The organism is Pseudomonas sp. DP-17, from assembly GCF_022380625.1.
Classification (GTDB): Bacteria; Pseudomonadota; Gammaproteobacteria; order Pseudomonadales; family Pseudomonadaceae; genus Pseudomonas; species Pseudomonas nitroreducens_A.
This window is the reverse complement of sequence record NZ_JAKSXG010000013.1, coordinates 43,893-60,913: the sequence shown is the minus strand read 5'-3', so window position 1 is coordinate 60,913 and position 17,021 is coordinate 43,893. Positions and strand designations below refer to the sequence as shown.

Below are 17,021 nucleotides of genomic sequence, written 5' to 3'. Positions count from 1 at the left end.
GCACTGAATGAGTTCGTTGTACCACCCGACCCGGTTGCCTTGCGGCAACCGGGTTCTTGATTTAAGCCGCCCGCACGTCATGGGCATCCTCAATGTCACTCCTGATTCCTTCTCCGACGGCGGGCGCTTCAACCGGCATGATGCTGCGTTGCGTCACGCGGCGGAGATGGTCGCGGCCGGCGCCACGCTGATCGATATCGGCGGTGAGTCGACGCGCCCAGGCGCTCGTGTGGTTTCGCCGACGGAGGAGTTGGAGCGCGTCGCTCCGGTGGTCGATGCCATTGCTCGCGAGCTGGATGTGGTGATTTCGGTGGATACGTCCACACCGGCCGTCATGCGCGAGACTGCTCGTCTCGGAGCGGGCCTGATCAATGATGTGCGCTCCCTGCAGCGTGATGGCGCCCTGGATGCGGCCGTCGATACCGGGCTCCCGGTGTGCCTGATGCACATGCGTGGCGAGCCGGGGAACATGCAGGACGACCCGCGTTACCCGGATATCCTTCAGGAGGTCCGTGGCTTCCTCGAGGGGCGCATCGCGGTGTGCGAATCCGTAGGCATTGTCCGACAACGGATTGTCATCGATCCTGGCTTCGGTTTTGCCAAGACGCAGAGCCATAACCTCAACCTGTTCCGGCAGATGGGCCGGTTGATGGACCTGGGGTGCCCGCTGTTGGTAGGCGTCTCGCGCAAGAGCATGGTCGGTCGCGCACTTGAGCGCGAGGTCGGCGAAAGACTTTATGGCAGCCTTGCGCTCGCCGCTCTGGCGGTGACCAAGGGGGCTAGCATTATCCGGGTGCACGATGTGGCCCAGACCGTTGACGTAGTGCGAATGATCCACGCGGTGGAAAGCGCAACAGAAGGAGAACAGGCATGAGCAGGAAGTACTTTGGTACCGACGGGATCCGTGGGCGCGTTGGTACTCCCCCGATCACGCCGGACTTCGTGCTCAAGTTGGGCTGGGCTGTGGGCATGGCCTTCCGTCAGCAGGGCAAATGCCGAGTGCTGGTGGGCAAGGACACGCGCATTTCCGGCTACATGTTCGAGTCCGCGCTGGAGGCTGGCTTGTCCGCTGCCGGCGCCGACGTGATGCTGCTCGGCCCCATGCCGACTCCCGGTATTGCCTACCTGACGCGCACCTTCCATGCCGAAGCCGGTATCGTCATCAGTGCCTCGCACAATCCGCATGACGACAACGGCATCAAGTTCTTCTCCGGCCAGGGCACCAAGCTGCCCGACGAGGTCGAGCTGATCATCGAGGAGCTCCTGGACGCGCCGATGACCGTGGTCGAGTCCGCCCGCCTGGGCAAGGTCTCGCGGATCAACGATGCGGCTGGCCGCTACATCGAGTTCTGCAAGAGCAGCGTACCCTCGAACACCAGCTTTGCCGGTTTGCGCATCGCGCTGGATTGCGCTCATGGCGCGACCTACAAGATTGCCCCCAATGTTTTCCGGGAGCTGGGTGCCGAAGTGTTCGTTATCGGTGCCGAGCCCAACGGCCTCAACATCAACGACAACTGTGGCTCTACCCATATGGGGGCGCTCCAGGAGGCCGTGCTGGCCCAGCACGCTGACATCGGCATTGCCTTCGACGGCGATGGCGATCGCGTGATGATGGTCGACCATACCGGCACCATCGTCGATGGCGACGAGATTCTCTACCTCATCGCGCGCGACATGCTCGACCGCGGCAAGCTGCATGGCGGCGTGGTCGGGACCCTGATGAGTAACCTGGGCCTCGAGCTGGCGCTTCAGGATCTTCACATTCCGTTTGCTCGCGCCAAGGTGGGCGATCGCTACGTGATGTCCGAGCTGCAGTCGCGCAACTGGCAGCTGGGCGGCGAAAACTCCGGCCATGTGGTCTGCTGCCAGCACACCACGACGGGTGACGCGATCATCGCGGCGCTGCAGGTGCTCATGGCGCTGAAAACCCGCGGCCAGAACCTGGCCGAGGCGCGGATGGGTATTCGCAAGTGCCCGCAGGTGCTGATCAATGTACGCTTCGCTGGTGGTGTCGATCCTCTGGAGCATCCGGCGGTTAAGGAAGCTTGCGCCAAGGTGACCCAGGAAATGGCCGGGCGCGGGCGCGTGCTGCTGCGCAAATCCGGCACCGAGCCGCTGGTGCGAGTGATGGTCGAGGGCGACGAGGAAGCTCGCGTTCGCGCTTACGCCGAACAGCTGGCAAAAGTCGTTACAGAGGTATGTGCTTGATTTCTCTTGTCAGTTCCAAAAGCGTCGAGTAATATCTGCGCCCACTTTGCTCAGCGAGGTACAGCATGCGTCGACCCTTGGTGGCCGGTAATTGGAAAATGCACGGTACCCGCTCCAGCGTAACGGAGCTGATCAAAGGCCTGCGTCAACTGGCTCTTCCTACAGGTGTCGATGTGGCGGTGTTCCCGCCTTGTCTGTACATCAATCAGGTCGTGCAAGGCCTGGATGGAAAGACGGTTGCCGTCGGTGCGCAGAATTGCGCGGTTGAGCCGATGCAGGGTGCCTTGACGGGCGAGATCGCAGCCAGCCAGTTGGCAGATGCGAACTGCTCCCTGGTGCTGGTGGGTCACTCCGAGCGTCGCCTGATCCTGGGTGAAAGCGATGGCGTGATCAGCCGCAAGTTTGCAGCGGTTCAATCGTGTGGCCTGGTTCCGATCCTGTGCGTGGGTGAAACCCGCGAGCAGCGTGAGGCGGGCAAGACTCTTGAAGTTGTCGGGCGCCAGTTGGGCTCGGTGATCGAAGATCTCGGTGTTGGGGCTTTCTCCCGCGCTGTTGTGGCTTACGAGCCGGTGTGGGCGATTGGGACGGGGCTGACCGCTTCTCCCGAGCAGGCCCAGGAAGTACATGCGGCGATTCGCGCGCAGATCTCGGCGGAAAACGCAGAGGTGGCCCGCGGCCTTCGTCTCCTGTATGGCGGTAGTGTCAAGGCCGCCAATGCTGTCGAACTTTTCGGCATGCCGGATATCGATGGGGGGCTCATTGGTGGGGCTTCCCTGAATGCAGATGAGTTCGGTGCGATCTGTCGCGCCGCAGGAAACTGAAGATGCTGGAAACAGTTGTAATCGTGATTCACCTGCTGATGGCGCTGGGTCTGGTTGTGCTGGTCCTGCTTCAGCAAGGCAAGGGTGCCGACGCCGGTGCGTCGTTTGGTGCTGGCGCCTCGGGTACCGTTTTCGGTAGCCAGGGTTCCGCTACCTTCCTGAGTCGTTTCACCGCTGTGTTGGCAGCAGTTTTTTTTATTACCAGCTTGGGTTTAGCGTATTTTGCTAAAGAAAAAGCTGATATAATTCGTCACGCCGGGCTTCCTGATCCGGCAGTGATGGAGCAAAAGCAGGAACAAGCTCCGGCAGCTAGCGACGTGCCGGGCGCGCAAGGGCAGCCTCAAGCCCCTGCAGGCGGTAACGGCGACGTTCCGGCGGCTCCTGAGCAGAAGTAAGCAGGCAAGAGTTTTTGCCGAGGTGGTGGAATTGGTAGACACGCTACCTTGAGGTGGTAGTGGCCATAGGCTGTAGGGGTTCGAGTCCCCTCCTCGGTACCATATACGAAAAGGCCCGCAACGCGGGCCTTGTCGTTTCGGTGTTTCGGTTGACCTGGAAGGGGCTCAACCGTATAATTTCGCACCAGCTTTGACGCGGGATGGAGCAGTCTGGTAGCTCGTCGGGCTCATAACCCGAAGGTCGTTGGTTCAAATCCAGCTCCCGCAACCAGTTTGGCAGAGCCCCTTTTCAGGGGCTTTTTGCTAGCTGGACAGTCCGCGCCGCCGGTTCAGGGCGGTCCTTAAGGGATGGGCGTTTCGCCCATTTTTTGTTTCTACAGCATACGCGAGGCGATCAGGTGTCGAGCAAGCTAGAACAGTTGCAGGCCTTGTTGGCCCCTGTGGTAGAGGCGCTCGGCTATGAGTGCTGGGGCCTGGAGTTCATTTCCCAAGGTCGCCATTCCCTGCTCCGGGTTTATATCGATCGTCCGGAAGGCATCCTGATCGATGACTGCGAAATCGTCAGTCGTCAGGTCAGCGGCATCCTGGACGTGGAAGATCCGATCAGTGGCGAGTACACCCTCGAGGTGTCGTCGCCCGGTATGGATCGGCCGCTCTTCACTCTCGAACAGTTCGCCCGCTACGTCGGCGAGCAGGTGAAGATCAAGCTGCGCACGCCCTTCGAACGGCGTCGCAATTTCCAGGGCATTCTCCGTGGTGTGGAGGAGCAGGATGTGGTGGTCCTGGTAGACGACCATGAATACCTGCTGCCGGTCGACTCGATCGACAAGGCCAACATCATCCCCCGATTTGAGTGAGCCGCCAGAGCGCGGATTCCAATGGATTGAAAGGCGAGGCGTACGATGAGCAAAGAAGTACTGCTGGTTGTTGAGTCGGTATCCAACGAGAAGGGTGTACCGCCTGGCGTGATTTTCGAAGCGCTGGAGCTGGCCCTGGCGACCGCGACCAAAAAGCGTTTCGAGGACGAGGTTGACCTGCGCGTGGAAATCAACCGCGCCAACGGCAACTACGAAACTTTCCGTCGCTGGACCATCGTCGAAGACGAGGACTACTCCAACCCGGCATCGGAACTGACCGTCGAGGACGTGCAGGAAGAGCACCCCGGCATGAAAGCCGGCGAGGTCATCGAAGAGAAGATCGAATCCATCGAGTTCGGCCGTATCGCCGCACAGACCGCCAAGCAGGTCATCGTGCAGAAGGTTCGCGAAGCCGAGCGCGCCCAGGTGGTTGATGCCTACCGTGAGAAGGTCAACGAGATCATCTCCGGCACCGTCAAGAAGGTCACCCGTGACAACGTGATCGTCGATCTGGGCAACAACGCCGAAGCGCTGCTGGCCCGCGACCAGATCATCCCGCGTGAAACCTTCCGCGTCGGCACCCGCGTGCGCGCCCTGCTCAAGGAAATCCGCAGCGAGAACCGTGGCCCTCAGTTGATCCTGTCGCGTACCGCGCCGGAAATGCTGATCGAGCTGTTCCGTATCGAAGTACCGGAAATTGCCGAACAACTGATCGACGTGATGGCCGCTGCCCGCGATCCGGGTTCGCGCGCCAAGATCGCCGTTCGCTCCAAGGACAAACGTATCGATCCGCAGGGCGCCTGCATCGGTATGCGTGGTTCCCGCGTCCAGGCCGTCTCCGGCGAGCTGGGCGGCGAGCGTGTGGACATCGTCCTCTGGGACGACAACCCCGCGCAGTTCGTGATCAACGCCATGGCCCCGGCCGAAGTGGCGGCGATCATCGTCGACGAAGATACCCACACCATGGATATCGCCGTTGCCGAGGACAACCTGGCGCAGGCCATTGGCCGCAGTGGCCAGAACGTCCGTCTGGCCAGCCAGCTCACCGGCTGGACCCTGAACGTGATGACCGAGGCCGATATCCAGGCCAAACAGCAGGCTGAAACTGGCGACATCCTGCAGCGCTTCGTCGACGAGCTGGATGTCGACGAAGAACTCGCCCAGGTCCTGGTGGAAGAAGGTTTCACCACCCTGGAAGAGATCGCCTACGTACCGATGGAAGAGATGCTCAGCATCGACGGCTTCGACGAAGACATCGTCAACGAGCTGCGCTCGCGTGCCAAGGACCGCCTGCTGACCAAAGCCATCGCCACTGAAGAGAAACTCGCCGACGCACAACCTGCCGAAGACCTGCTCAGCCTCGATGGTATGACCAAAGAGCTGGCCGTGGACCTGGCACTGCGTGGCGTAACCACCCGTGAAGATCTTGCCGAGCAATCCATTGACGATCTGCTCGACATCGACGGCATGGACGAAGAGCGTGCCGGCAAGTTGATCATGGCCGCCCGGGCCCATTGGTTCGAGTAAGCATTCGCGGCCTGAGGAGAGAAGTGCATGACGCAAGTCACGGTGAAAGAACTGGCCAAGACGGTCGATACGCCGGTGGAGCGCCTGCTGCTGCAGATGCGCGAAGCGGGTCTGCCCCATAACGATGCCGAGCAGGTAGTGACCGACAGCGAGAAGCAAGCGCTGCTGGCCCACCTGAAAGGCAGCCACGGTGATCGCGCGGATGAGCCGCGCAAGATCACCCTGCAACGCAAGACCACCTCGACCATCCGGGTCGCTGGCAGCAAGACTGTCAGCGTCGAGGTTCGCAAGAAGAAGACCTACGTCAAGCGTGATCCCGAGGAGCTCGAGGCCGAGCGCCAGCGCGAGCTGGAAGAGCAGCGTGCCGCTGAGGAAGCGGCGCGTCTGAAGGCCGAGGAAGAGTCTCGCCAGCGTGCTGCCGAGGAAGAGGCCCGCCGTCAGGCGGACGCCGCTCGCCAGGCCAGCAGCGCTGCGCCTGCCGCTGCAGCTCCGGCTGCTACCGAAGCGCCCCGCGCTGCGGCTCCCGCCCCGGCTGCGCCGGCCGCTGCTGCTCCTGCTGCGGATGACCGCAAGAAGGAAGAAGTACGCCGCGCGCCCAAGCGCGACGACGAGGATGAGCGCCGTGATCGCAAGCATGCCCAGCATCGCCCGTCGATCAAGGAAAAGGAAAAGACCACGGCGCCGCGCGTCGTGCGCAGCGGTGGTGGCGACGACGACGACAGCTTTGGCCGTCGTGGCGGTGGCCGCGGCAAGGGCAAGCTGAAGAAGCGTAACCAGCACGGGTTCCAGAGCCCGACAGGACCGATTGTGCGTGAAGTGAATATCGGCGAGACCATCACCGTGGGCGAGCTCGCCGCCCAGATGTCGGTGAAGGGTGCCGAGGTCGTCAAGTTCATGTTCAAGATGGGCACCCCGGTGACCATCAACCAGGTGCTCGACCAGGAAACCGCCCAGCTGATCGCCGAAGAACTCGGCCACAAGGTCAAGCTGGTCAGCGAGAACGCCCTGGAAGAGCAACTGGCCGAATCCCTGAAATTCGTCGGTGAGGCAGTATCCCGCGCGCCGGTCGTGACCGTGATGGGCCACGTCGACCACGGCAAGACCTCGCTGCTCGACTACATCCGTCGTGCCAAGGTGGCAGCTGGCGAAGCCGGCGGTATCACCCAGCACATCGGCGCCTACCACGTGGAAACCGACCGCGGCATGGTCACCTTCCTCGACACCCCTGGCCACGCCGCGTTCACCGCGATGCGTGCCCGTGGTGCCCAGGCCACCGACATCGTCATCCTCGTGGTGGCAGCGGACGACGGCGTGATGCCGCAGACCCAGGAAGCCGTACAGCACGCGAAAGCGGCTGGCGTGCCGATCGTGGTCGCGGTGAACAAGATCGACAAGCCCGACGCCAACCCGGACAACATCAAGAACGGCCTGGCCGCTCTGGACGTGATTCCGGAAGAGTGGGGCGGCGATGCTCCGTACGTGCACGTCTCCGCCAAGCTGGGTACCGGCGTCGACGAGCTGCTCGAAGCGGTACTGCTGCAAGCTGAAGTGCTGGAGCTCAAAGCCACTCCGTCGGCCCCGGGCCGTGGCGTGGTGGTCGAGTCCCGCCTGGACAAGGGCCGTGGCCCGGTAGCCACCGTGCTGGTTCAGGACGGTACCCTGCGTCAGGGCGACATGGTCCTGGTCGGCGTGAACTACGGCCGCGTTCGTGCGATGCTCGACGAGAACGGCAAGCCGATCAAGGAAGCCGGTCCGTCCATTCCGGTCGAGATCCTCGGCTTGGATGGCACCCCGGATGCCGGCGACGAGATGACCGTGGTTGCCGACGAGAAGAAGGCCCGCGAAGTCGCTCTGTTCCGTCAGGGCAAGTTCCGCGAAGTGAAACTGGCTCGTGCCCACGCCGGCAAGCTGGAAAACATCTTCGAGAACATGGGCCAGGAAGAGAAGAAGACCCTCAACATCGTGCTCAAGTCCGATGTCCGTGGTTCGCTGGAAGCCCTGCAGGGCTCGCTCAGTGGCCTGGGCAACGACGAAGTGCAGGTCCGCGTGGTCGGTGGTGGCGTTGGTGGTATCACCGAGTCCGACGCCAACCTGGCGCTGGCCTCCAATGCGGTGCTGTTCGGCTTCAACGTCCGTGCCGATGCGGGTGCGCGCAAGATCGTCGAGTCCGAAGGCCTCGACATGCGTTACTACAACGTGATCTACGACATCATCGAAGACGTCAAGAAAGCCCTGACCGGCATGCTCGGCAGCGATGTTCGCGAGAACATCCTGGGTATCGCCGAAGTGCGTGACGTGTTCCGTTCGCCGAAGTTCGGCGCCGTCGCCGGCTGCATGGTCACCGAGGGACTGGTGCACCGCAACCGTCCGATCCGCGTACTGCGCGATGACGTGGTCATCTTCGAAGGCGAGCTGGAATCCCTGCGTCGCTTCAAGGATGACGTGTCCGAAGTGCGTGCCGGCATGGAATGCGGTATCGGCGTTAAGAGCTACAACGACGTCCGCGTCGGCGACAAGATCGAAGTATTCGAGAAGGTCGAAGTCGCTCGTACTCTGTAAGAGTATTCGAGCGTGAACGCAGCGCCCGGGCCAGCTAGACAGCTGCCCCGGGCGTTTGCCGCTTATACGGATTCGCCTTCAACCGTATGACGTCGTTGGGAAGCCTTGCCGTGCTGGAGCACCGTATCCGGCTTCCCGCCCGGTCAACCGGTCGAATTCAAACCCGTAATTGATGCCGGAGCCTTGGGCTCGGGTAAGCAGGTTAGAAAAATGGCAAAAGAGTACAGCCGTACCCAGCGTATCGGCGACCAGATGCAGCGCGAACTGGCGCTGCTGATCCAGCGTGAAATCAAGGACCCCCGCCTGGGCCTGGTGACCATCACCGGCGTGGATGTGGCCCGTGACCTGTCCCATGCCAAGGTGTACGTCACCGTGATGGGCCAGGACGACAACGCCGAAGTGGTGAAGCAGAACACCAGCATTCTCAACGATGCCGCGGGTTTCCTGCGCATGCAGCTGGGCAAGGCGATGAAGCTGCGTACCGTGCCGCAACTGCACTTCAGCTATGACGCCAGCATCCGCCGTGGTGCGGAACTTTCGGCGCTGATCGAGCGCGCGGTGGCTGAAGATCGCCGCCATGACGGCGGCTCCGAGGAGTAAGCCGTGGCGCAGGTCAAACGCATCCGCCGCGCGGTCAACGGCGTGCTGATTCTCGACAAGCCGCTGGGCATGAGTTCCAACCAGGCCCTGCAGAAGGTGCGCTGGCTGCTCAACGCCGAGAAGGCTGGCCACACTGGTAGTCTCGATCCGTTGGCTACCGGCGTGCTGCCGCTTTGCTTCGGCGAGGCGACCAAGTTCTCGCAGTACCTGCTCGACGCCGACAAGGCCTACGAGACGATTGCCAAGCTGGGCGTCACGACCACCACCGCAGATGCCGAGGGCGAGGTGGTCGAGCAGCGCGAGGTGACCAGCGGTCGGGAGGCCATCGAGGCCCTGCTGCCGCGCTTCCGTGGCGATATAGAGCAGGTGCCGCCGATGTACTCGGCGCTGAAGAAGGATGGCCAGCCACTGTACAAGCTGGCCCGTGCAGGAGAGGTAGTGGAGCGCGAGGCGCGTTCTGTTACTATTGCGCGCCTGGATTTGCTTGCCTTCGAGTCGCCCTGTGCGACCTTGGCCGTTTCCTGCAGCAAGGGCACCTACATTCGCACCCTGGTCGAAGACCTCGGTCGCGAGCTTGGGTGCGGCGCACACGTCGCCGCCTTGCGCAGGACCCAGGCAGGTCCCTTCCAGTTGAACCAGTCGGTGACGCTGGAGGAGCTCGAGAAAGCCCATGCCGAGGGTGGCAACGAAGCCCTCGACCGCTTCCTGTTGCCGGTGGATGCCGGCCTGGAGCACTGGCCGCTGTTGCAGTTGTCCGAGCACAGCGCCTACTACTGGCTGCATGGTCAGCCGGTACGCGCCCCGGATATGCCGAAGTTCGGCATGCTGCGGGTGCAGGATCATGAAGGCCGCTTCATCGGCATCGGTGAAGTAGTCGAAGACGGGCGCCTGGCGCCGCGTCGACTGATTCGGTCTTAAGGCCGAAACCGAGGGTGGCTGTCAGCAGGCACGGTCACTCCTCTTACTATGAACACAGGGAGAAGTCCCTGGCCTGTTACCTCAGAGGAAGCCCCATCATGGCACTGAGCGTCCAAGAAAAAGCCCAGATCGTTAACGAGTACAAGCAAGCTGAAGGCGACACCGGTTCCCCGGAAGTGCAGGTTGCACTGCTGTCCGCCAACATCAACAAGCTGCAGGACCACTTCAAGGCCAACGGCAAAGACCACCACTCCCGTCGTGGCCTGATCCGCATGGTCAACCAGCGTCGTAAGCTGCTGGATTACCTGAAGAGCAAGGACACCTCTCGTTACAGCGCCCTGATCGGTCGCCTGGGCCTGCGTCGCTAAGACGGCAAGCCTGAAGTGGGAAGCTGGGAGTCCGGGGTCGATGGGCGGTGTAAACCGCTCATCGGCTCTGGCTCCCGGCTTTCTCGCTTTTACAGGGAATGAAATCGGGTCCGACTCCCGGCATTTCCACGATTTCCCCCAAGGCAACTAAAGAGAAGGTAGAGAAACCGTGAACCCGGTAATCAAGAAATTCCAGTTCGGTCAGTCGACCGTAACCCTCGAGACTGGCCGCATCGCCCGCCAGGCCACCGGTGCCGTCCTGGTCACCATGGACGACGTCACCGTGCTCTGCACCGTCGTCGGTGCCAAGCAGGCCGACCCGAGCAAGAGCTTCTTCCCGCTCTCCGTGCACTACCAGGAGAAGACCTACGCAGCCGGCCGTATCCCCGGTGGCTTCTTCAAGCGTGAAGGCCGTCCTTCGGAGAAGGAAACCCTGACCTCGCGCCTGATCGACCGTCCGATCCGCCCGCTGTTCCCCGAAGGCTTCATGAACGAAGTGCAGGTCGTCTGCACCGTCGTTTCCACCAACAAGAAGTCCGATCCGGACATCGCCGCCATGATCGGTACCTCCGCCGCCCTGGCGATCTCCGGCATTCCCTTCGCCGGTCCGATCGGTGCTGCCCGCGTTGGCTTCCACCCGGAAATCGGCTACATCCTCAACCCGACCTACGAGCAGCAGCAGAGCTCCAGCCTCGACATGGTCGTTGCCGGTACCTCCGACGCCGTGCTGATGGTTGAATCCGAAGCCGACGAGCTGACCGAAGACCAGATGCTGGGCGCTGTTCTGTTCGCCCATGAAGAATTCCAGGCCGTCATCCGCGCCGTCGCTGAGCTGGCTACCGAAGCCGGCAAGCCGAGCTGGAACTGGACCGCCCCGGTCGAGAACACCGCCCTGGTCAATGCCATCAAGGCCGACTTCGGTGCTGCCATCTCCGAGGCCTACACCGTTACCGTCAAGCAGGACCGTTACGCGGCCCTGGACGCCCTGCGCGAGCAGGTTGTCGCCAAGTTCGCCGGTGAAGGCGAAGGCCAGTTCGCCGCGGGTGACGTCAAGGAAGCCTTCGGCCTGCTGGAATACCGCACCGTTCGCGAGAACATCGTCAACGGCAAGCCGCGTATCGATGGCCGCGACACCCGCACCGTTCGCCCGCTGAAGATCGAAGTCGGCGTACTGGGCAAGACCCACGGCTCTGCACTGTTCACCCGTGGCGAAACCCAGGCCCTGGTCGTTGCAACCCTCGGCACCGCCCGTGACGCCCAGCTGCTCGACACCCTTGAAGGCGAGCGCAAGGATCCCTTCATGCTGCACTACAACTTCCCGCCGTTCTCGGTAGGCGAGTGTGGCCGCATGGGCAGCGCAGGCCGTCGTGAAATCGGCCATGGCCGTCTGGCCCGTCGCAGCGTTGCCGCCATGCTGCCGAGCCAGGACGAGTTCCCCTACACCATTCGTGTGGTTTCCGAGATCACCGAGTCCAACGGTTCCAGCTCCATGGCTTCCGTCTGCGGTGCTTCCCTGGCCCTGATGGACGCCGGTGTGCCGGTCAAGGCGCCGGTTGCCGGTATCGCCATGGGTCTGGTGAAGGAAGGTGACAAGTTCGCCATCCTGACCGACATCCTGGGTGACGAAGACCACCTGGGCGACATGGACTTCAAGGTTGCCGGTACCGACAAGGGCGTTACTGCCCTGCAGATGGACATCAAGATCAACGGCATCACCGAAGAGATCATGGAGATCGCCCTGGGCCAGGCCCTGGAGGCTCGCCTGAACATCCTCGGCCAGATGAACCAGATCATCGCCGCTCCGCGCGCCGAGCTGTCGGAAAACGCTCCGACCATGATCCAGATGAAGATCGACACCGACAAGATCCGCGACGTCATCGGCAAGGGCGGCGCCACCATTCGCAGCATCTGCGAAGAGACCAAGGCCTCGATCGACATCGAGGACGATGGCAGCGTGAAGATCTACGGCGAAACCAAGGAAGCTGCCGAGGCCGCCAAGCAGCGCGTCCTGGGTATCACCGCGGAAGCCGAGATCGGCAAGATCTACGTCGGCAAGGTCGAGCGCATCGTGGACTTCGGCGCCTTCGTCAACATCCTGCCGGGCAAGGATGGTCTGGTGCACATCTCGCAGATCAGCGACAAGCGCATCGACAAGGTCACCGACGTTCTGCAGGAAGGCCAGGAAGTCAAAGTCCTGGTTCTCGACGTGGACAACCGTGGCCGCATCAAGCTGTCCATCAAGGACGTCGCCGCTGCTGAAGCCTCTGGCGTGTAAGCGGACGGTGAAGTGAAAGAGGGCCCCTTGCGGGCCCTCTTTTTTTGCCTTGAGAATGCGCCATTCGCCGATCTCGCCCAAGGATGCCCCGAGATGGACAAGCGTTACTGCCACTATCACAGTGCACAGCCCGCGACATGGCATTGCCAGCCGTGCGAGCGCCATTACGGTGACTGCTGCATTCCCCTCAACGCCGACGCTCCGGAGTACGCTCCGGCGTGCCCGCTATGTCGCGGCCATCTGCGCTTCCTGGGTGCGGCGAACACCGCGCAGCCCTTCTGGGAGCGCCTGCCGAACTTCTTCGCCTACGGTTTCCAGGCCGGGCCGCTGGCCTTCTGTGCCCTGCTGGCATTGGCCTGCGTGTTCATGCCGGCGGTCTTCCTGCTCTGGATCGCCCTGCTCAGCGTGGCGACCAAGTATCTGCACAGCGTGATCGAGGCAGCGAGCTTCGGCGGCCAGGACGCTCCGGGCCTTCTCGAGGCCTTCAGCGCCGATAGCCTGCGCACCTTTTTCCAGCAACTGGCGGTATTCCTGATTGCCCTCGTGCTGCTCTGGCTGGCGGCCGATTTCCACAGCGAGGCGATCTACTGGGCAGCCAACATCGCCATCGTGCTGGTGCTGCCGGCGAGCATCATTCGCCTGTCCCTGGACAAGAGCCTGGGCGCGGCGCTCAGTCCCGGCGAGGTGGGGCAGGTGATCGCGGCCATGGGCTGGCGTTACCTGATCCTCTGCGCGTTCCTGTTCATACTCTGGCAGTCGCCTACCTACGTGGGCTGGCTGCTGTCCCACGGCCTGCCAAGAGTGGTGATGGTGCCAGTGGTGGCCGGCCTGACGGGATATTTCAGCGTGGTGATGTGCGCCATGATGGGCTATGCCGTCTTCCAGTATCAGGGCGAACTGGGCTACGTATCCGCCGGTGACGATGCGCCTGCTGGCTTCGCCGCGCCGGAATGGCACCGTCGCAAGGCGCTGGCGGAGGCAGAGGTGCGGGTGAAGGAAGGGCAGACCGGCGCCGCCCTGGAGATTCTCGTGGCCGCCCTGCGCGAAGGGCGCCAGGACCTCAAGCTGAACGAGCGCTACCACCAGCTGCTGTTTGCCCTCGGCGAGCGTGCGGAATGCCTGAACCATCTGCCGCATTACCTGGGGCTCGCCAGTCGTCTCAATCCGCACCTCGCCGCCAGCGCCTTTCTTAATGCCAGGCAGTTGCAGGCGGATTACCTGCCGGAAGACCCGGCCGTCTGCGAACGCATCGCCGAGGTGCTGATCGAGCGCCACAAGGCCCGCGAGGGGCTGAGTCTGCTGCGGAACCTGCACAAGCGCTTCCCTGAGTATCCGGGCATCCCACGCGCCTACTTGATGGCCGCGCGGGCGTTTTCAGAGGAGCTGGGGCAGGTGCAGCCGGCACAACAGCTGTTGGCTTTCATTCGCCAACGTTATCCCGCTTTCGAGCAGATGGGCGAGGTGGTCCAGCTCGAATCCGTGTTGGCGAAGCTGGACAAGAAATCCGGTTGAAAGCCGTGCAACTTGCATGAAGCGCAGCGGCAGTTTATGCAAAGTGCAACCGCTCCGCTTTTGTCGGATATTTTTAAATTTTTGATTTAAAAGGCTTTTCTTGGGTTTTGGAAATTGGCACAGCGCTTGCGATATCCCTTGTGCAACTGCTGCCAGGCACGGTCGCAGTTTTCCAATAATTCAGGAGAAACCGCCATGAAACGTTTCAACAAACTGGCTCTTGCCGCTGCCACTGCAACCGCCCTGAGCTTCTCGTTCGCCAACTCGGTGTTCGCCCAGCCGACGACCCTGGCCGCCAACGATACAGTTCAGAAGACTGAAGAGGCGGTTTCCGACACCTGGATTACCAGCAAGGTGAAATCCAGTCTGATCGCTGACAAAGACATCAGCGGCACCAACATCAAGGTCGAGACCAACAAGGGTGTGGTGTCCCTGTCCGGCAACGTCAAATCCGATGCCGAGAAAGAACTTGCCATCAAGACTGCCAAAGGTATCAAGGGCGTGACCGCTGTGTCCGCCGATGGCCTCAAGTCGGTCGAGTAAGGGCACGACTCCCCATTCAAACTTCAAGAGGAGGAACGCCATGAACACTGACGTTATCAAAGGCAAGTGGAAGCAGCTTTCCGGCTCGCTCAAGGAAAAGTGGGGCAAGCTTACCGACGACGACCTGCAGGCGGCGGACGGACACGCTGAGTACCTGGTAGGCAAACTGCAGGAGCGCTACGGCTGGACTCGCGAAAAGGCGGAAGAGGAAGTCCGCGATTTCAGCAGCCGCCTGTAGCGCCCAGACACAGGGATGGTCCAAGCCCCGCCGGTTCGCCGGCGGGGCTTTTTGTTTTGCGTCAGGGAGCGAGGTGCTGCTGGTAGATCGTCAATTGACGCGTCGGATCGGCTTCCGGGTAATGCTGGCGGAGAAAGCGCGAGAGCTCCCGCACCGCCTGCACTTCACCTCGCTGGCCCATCTGCTTGGCCAATTGGAGGGTCAGGCCCGGCAGTGAGTCGGGCAACTGGCCGGAGCGTGCCAGGCGGCGCCAGCTGTGCAGTGCTTGCGAGGTTTCATTGCGTTGCAACAACTTGCGCAGCAGGTGTAGCTGGATCGCTGGGTGCGAGAGCAGGGCTGCATCGCTCGCGGCGCTATCGGCGGCAAGCCGGCGCAGCAGGGCATCGGCGCCAGGGGAGGGGGGCAAGGCGAACAGTTGCTTGAGCGTCTCGCTCATCAGCGCCCGGTCCTGTCGGCCCTTGGCTATGCCGTACAGGCGCTCGACCAGCACCGGGCGACCGGGAAACTGCTGCAGCAGTTGTGGTCCACGCGCAGCGGCCTGATCGAGGGCAAATCGGCCAATCATCTCGTCCAGCGCTGCCAGGGCGCGCTTGAACGACGCATCCGGGTCCTGCTTTGCCAGGTACGCCTCGTCCACCGGCATCCGCCCCAGCTTGCGCGGCAGCCAGACGGCGAGGAAGCCGGACACCAGACCACCGATATGCGCGTAGTAATTCACATGGTCTGCTGCGCGGATCAGCCCGAACAGCTCCTTGCCCAGCCAGAGCGGCAGGATCCACAACGCAGGGGCCTTGAGGTAGCCCATCAGCGGGCCGAGCCAGTAGAAGAACTGGATACGACGCAGGCCGTAGACGCCGATGTACATGCCCATCAGACCGGAGATGGCGCCCGAGGCGCCGATACCCGGTACCCAGGACGGATCGAGCGCCCACCACAGCAGCCCGGAGCACAGGCCGCTGAGCAGGTAGAGGCCCAGGTACGTGGCCCGTCCGAGCGCGGCCTCCAGGGCAAAGCCGAAGATGAACAGGAACACCATATTGCCGGCCAGGTGCCAGAAGCTGCCGTGGAGGAACATCGAACCGAACAGGCCCTGCACGGTGAAGCGCTCGGGGATGAAGCCGAAACGCAGGCTGCTGGTCTGGTCGCGGGCCGTTTCGGCCCTGGCGCGCGCTGCCTGCCACGCGGCGTCCCGCTGGAAAGCCGGCAGGGCGCGCAGTTCATGGCCGAACTCGAGATCCGAAAGCACCAGCCAGGCCAACTGCTGGCGGGGCAGGGCCTCGAGCGCGCGTTGCTGATCGGCCTCCAGCCGGTCGCGGCGCTCCAGCGAGGCGCTGAAAAGCGGGCGTTCATGGCCGAGCAGGTCCTGGGCGAGATACACGCGCACCGCCTCTTCGCGCCGGGTGCTGTCGCCACCCTGGTAGCCGAAGTAGATCAATACGTTGATGACGATCAGCAGCAGCGTGATGACGGGAGGTTTCTTCCAGTCCAGCGGGTGCTCGGCGGGGACGATGACCATGGCGACCGTTCCTTGGCCCGGATGGCGTGAATGCTTCAGAGGCGGCGAGACTAGCACCTCGCCAGTACGCCTGTCAGTTGCCGCTGCGCTTGCTTTGGATGTCGCTCAGGCGGTTGCCCTCGAAGCGCACGAAATACAGCATGCCGCTCCAGGGGCCGTAGATCCATTCTTCCACGGCCACTTCCATGGACTCGCCGTACCGGTAGCCGGGCACCTGCTTGTAGCCCAGGAAGGAGCGGCTGACCGGCTCGCCGCAGCGGCTGAGTACGTCACTGGAGACATCACCGGTGCTGATCAGCTTGCTGTTGCAGCGCAGGCTGGCGGCCTGGGTGGCGGTGGCCGTAAAGGCGAGCGGCAGCAGGAGTGCAACGACGCGCAGAAGGGAGGTCGTTTTCAATTGCGTTTGAACTCGATGCTTTTGAGCTTGTTGGCTTCGAAGGTGAGGATGTAGCTGGTGCCGTTGCGTGGGCCGTAGACCCATTCCTCGACCCGGTATTCGCGGCGGTCGTACCCACCCAGGGTATAGCCGACTTCATCACGATGATCCGGCGCGCCGCATTTCTGTTCGACTTCCCAGGCGCGGTCGCCCGCATCGATCAGGGAACTGCCGCAACGCATGCTTTCCGCCTGGGCGCCCGCCGCGCAGAGCAGCAGGGCGCAGGACATCCAGGTCAGGGCTTTCAT

The 17,021-nt window shown here is 62.5% G+C and carries 17 protein-coding genes and 2 tRNA genes; 16 read left to right on the top strand and 3 right to left on the bottom strand.

Annotated features, from left to right (window positions below; translation table 11 throughout):
* The first annotated feature begins 7 nt into the window (after positions 1-7).
* The 16 genes from folP (at position 8) to MJ122_RS20485 (ending at position 14,821) form a co-directional block, all read left to right on the top strand.
* Complete coding sequence (gene folP, locus MJ122_RS20560) at positions 8-874, top strand: dihydropteroate synthase (protein ID WP_239745876.1); 867 nt, start codon at positions 8-10, stop codon at positions 872-874.
* Positions 871-2,208 (top strand): phosphoglucosamine mutase, encoded by a 1,338-nt coding sequence (glmM, locus tag MJ122_RS20555; RefSeq protein WP_088416379.1) that lies wholly within the window; start codon positions 871-873, stop codon positions 2,206-2,208. Before folP ends, glmM begins: the two co-directional genes overlap by 4 nt.
* Positions 2,209-2,273: 65 nt before the next feature.
* Complete coding sequence (tpiA, locus tag MJ122_RS20550) at positions 2,274-3,029, top strand: triose-phosphate isomerase (RefSeq protein ID WP_026079042.1); 756 nt, start codon at positions 2,274-2,276, stop codon at positions 3,027-3,029.
* A gap of 2 nt (positions 3,030-3,031) precedes the next feature.
* On the top strand, positions 3,032-3,424 hold the full coding sequence (secG, locus tag MJ122_RS20545) for a preprotein translocase subunit SecG (RefSeq protein WP_017518945.1): 393 nt from the start codon (positions 3,032-3,034) through the stop codon (positions 3,422-3,424).
* A gap of 16 nt (positions 3,425-3,440) precedes the next feature.
* Positions 3,441-3,526: transfer RNA gene (locus MJ122_RS20540), tRNA-Leu, on the top strand.
* A 92-nt stretch (positions 3,527-3,618) separates the two neighbouring features.
* A tRNA-Met gene (locus tag MJ122_RS20535) sits at positions 3,619-3,695 on the top strand.
* A gap of 127 nt (positions 3,696-3,822) precedes the next feature.
* Entirely contained in the window at positions 3,823-4,281 is a 459-nt protein-coding gene (gene rimP / locus MJ122_RS20530) for a ribosome maturation factor RimP (protein ID WP_026079041.1), read from the top strand.
* A 45-nt stretch (positions 4,282-4,326) separates the two neighbouring features.
* Positions 4,327-5,808 (top strand): transcription termination factor NusA, encoded by a 1,482-nt coding sequence (gene nusA / locus MJ122_RS20525; protein WP_017518943.1) that lies wholly within the window; start codon positions 4,327-4,329, stop codon positions 5,806-5,808.
* Positions 5,809-5,835: 27 nt separating this feature from the next.
* Positions 5,836-8,367, top strand: a complete 2,532-nt coding sequence (infB, locus tag MJ122_RS20520; RefSeq protein ID WP_239745875.1) for a translation initiation factor IF-2 — start codon at positions 5,836-5,838, stop codon at positions 8,365-8,367.
* Between the two features lie 210 nt (positions 8,368-8,577).
* On the top strand, positions 8,578-8,967 hold the full coding sequence (rbfA, locus tag MJ122_RS20515; RefSeq protein WP_239745874.1) for a 30S ribosome-binding factor RbfA: 390 nt from the start codon (positions 8,578-8,580) through the stop codon (positions 8,965-8,967).
* Positions 8,968-8,970: 3 nt separating this feature from the next.
* Positions 8,971-9,885, top strand: a complete 915-nt coding sequence (gene truB / locus MJ122_RS20510; RefSeq protein ID WP_239745873.1) for a tRNA pseudouridine(55) synthase TruB — start codon at positions 8,971-8,973, stop codon at positions 9,883-9,885.
* Positions 9,886-9,983: 98 nt separating this feature from the next.
* Positions 9,984-10,253 carry a 30S ribosomal protein S15 gene (rpsO, locus tag MJ122_RS20505; protein WP_017518939.1) on the top strand — a complete coding sequence of 90 codons (270 nt, stop codon included), beginning with the start codon at positions 9,984-9,986 and terminating at the stop codon, positions 10,251-10,253.
* Between the two features lie 169 nt (positions 10,254-10,422).
* Positions 10,423-12,528, top strand: coding sequence for a polyribonucleotide nucleotidyltransferase (pnp, locus tag MJ122_RS20500; protein ID WP_088416383.1), 2,106 nt, complete (start codon positions 10,423-10,425; stop codon positions 12,526-12,528).
* 93 nt (positions 12,529-12,621) lie between these two features.
* Entirely contained in the window at positions 12,622-14,040 is a 1,419-nt protein-coding gene (locus MJ122_RS20495; protein WP_239745872.1) for a DUF4013 domain-containing protein, read from the top strand.
* A gap of 195 nt (positions 14,041-14,235) precedes the next feature.
* Entirely contained in the window at positions 14,236-14,583 is a 348-nt protein-coding gene (locus MJ122_RS20490) for a BON domain-containing protein (protein ID WP_017518936.1), read from the top strand.
* Positions 14,584-14,623: 40 nt separating this feature from the next.
* Positions 14,624-14,821: a CsbD family protein gene (locus MJ122_RS20485; RefSeq protein WP_017518935.1), complete on the top strand. Its 198-nt coding sequence runs from the start codon at positions 14,624-14,626 to the stop codon at positions 14,819-14,821.
* 61 nt (positions 14,822-14,882) lie between these two features.
* On the opposite strand, the gene MJ122_RS20480 is transcribed toward MJ122_RS20485, so the two are convergent.
* From MJ122_RS20480 to MJ122_RS20470, 3 genes are all read right to left on the bottom strand, one after another.
* Complete coding sequence (locus MJ122_RS20480; protein WP_239745871.1) at positions 14,883-16,337, bottom strand: rhomboid family intramembrane serine protease; 1,455 nt, start codon at positions 16,335-16,337, stop codon at positions 14,883-14,885.
* 73 nt (positions 16,338-16,410) lie between these two features.
* Complete coding sequence (locus tag MJ122_RS20475; RefSeq protein ID WP_239745870.1) at positions 16,411-16,734, bottom strand: DUF2845 domain-containing protein; 324 nt, start codon at positions 16,732-16,734, stop codon at positions 16,411-16,413.
* Complete coding sequence (locus tag MJ122_RS20470) at positions 16,731-17,021, bottom strand: DUF2845 domain-containing protein (RefSeq protein ID WP_239745869.1); 291 nt, start codon at positions 17,019-17,021, stop codon at positions 16,731-16,733. The genes MJ122_RS20475 and MJ122_RS20470 overlap by 4 nt, the downstream gene beginning before the upstream one ends.

Bases quoted from the DNA above. Each gene is read 5' to 3' on its own strand.
- folP (WP_239745876.1), top strand. From the start codon at position 8: ATGAGTTCGTTGTACCACCCGACCCGGTTGCCTTGCGGCAACCGGGTT.
- glmM (WP_088416379.1), top strand. From the start codon at position 871: ATGAGCAGGAAGTACTTTGGTACCGACGGGATCCGTGGGCGCGTTGGT.
- tpiA (WP_026079042.1), top strand. From the start codon at position 2,274: ATGCGTCGACCCTTGGTGGCCGGTAATTGGAAAATGCACGGTACCCGC.
- secG (WP_017518945.1), top strand. From the start codon at position 3,032: ATGCTGGAAACAGTTGTAATCGTGATTCACCTGCTGATGGCGCTGGGT.
- nusA (WP_017518943.1), top strand. From the start codon at position 4,327: ATGAGCAAAGAAGTACTGCTGGTTGTTGAGTCGGTATCCAACGAGAAG.
- infB (WP_239745875.1), top strand. From the start codon at position 5,836: ATGACGCAAGTCACGGTGAAAGAACTGGCCAAGACGGTCGATACGCCG.
- rbfA (WP_239745874.1), top strand. From the start codon at position 8,578: ATGGCAAAAGAGTACAGCCGTACCCAGCGTATCGGCGACCAGATGCAG.
- rpsO (WP_017518939.1), top strand. From the start codon at position 9,984: ATGGCACTGAGCGTCCAAGAAAAAGCCCAGATCGTTAACGAGTACAAG.
- MJ122_RS20495 (WP_239745872.1), top strand. From the start codon at position 12,622: ATGGACAAGCGTTACTGCCACTATCACAGTGCACAGCCCGCGACATGG.
- MJ122_RS20490 (WP_017518936.1), top strand. From the start codon at position 14,236: ATGAAACGTTTCAACAAACTGGCTCTTGCCGCTGCCACTGCAACCGCC.
- MJ122_RS20485 (WP_017518935.1), top strand. From the start codon at position 14,624: ATGAACACTGACGTTATCAAAGGCAAGTGGAAGCAGCTTTCCGGCTCG.
- MJ122_RS20480 (WP_239745871.1), bottom strand. From the start codon at position 16,337: ATGGTCATCGTCCCCGCCGAGCACCCGCTGGACTGGAAGAAACCTCCC.
- MJ122_RS20470 (WP_239745869.1), bottom strand. From the start codon at position 17,021: ATGAAAGCCCTGACCTGGATGTCCTGCGCCCTGCTGCTCTGCGCGGCG.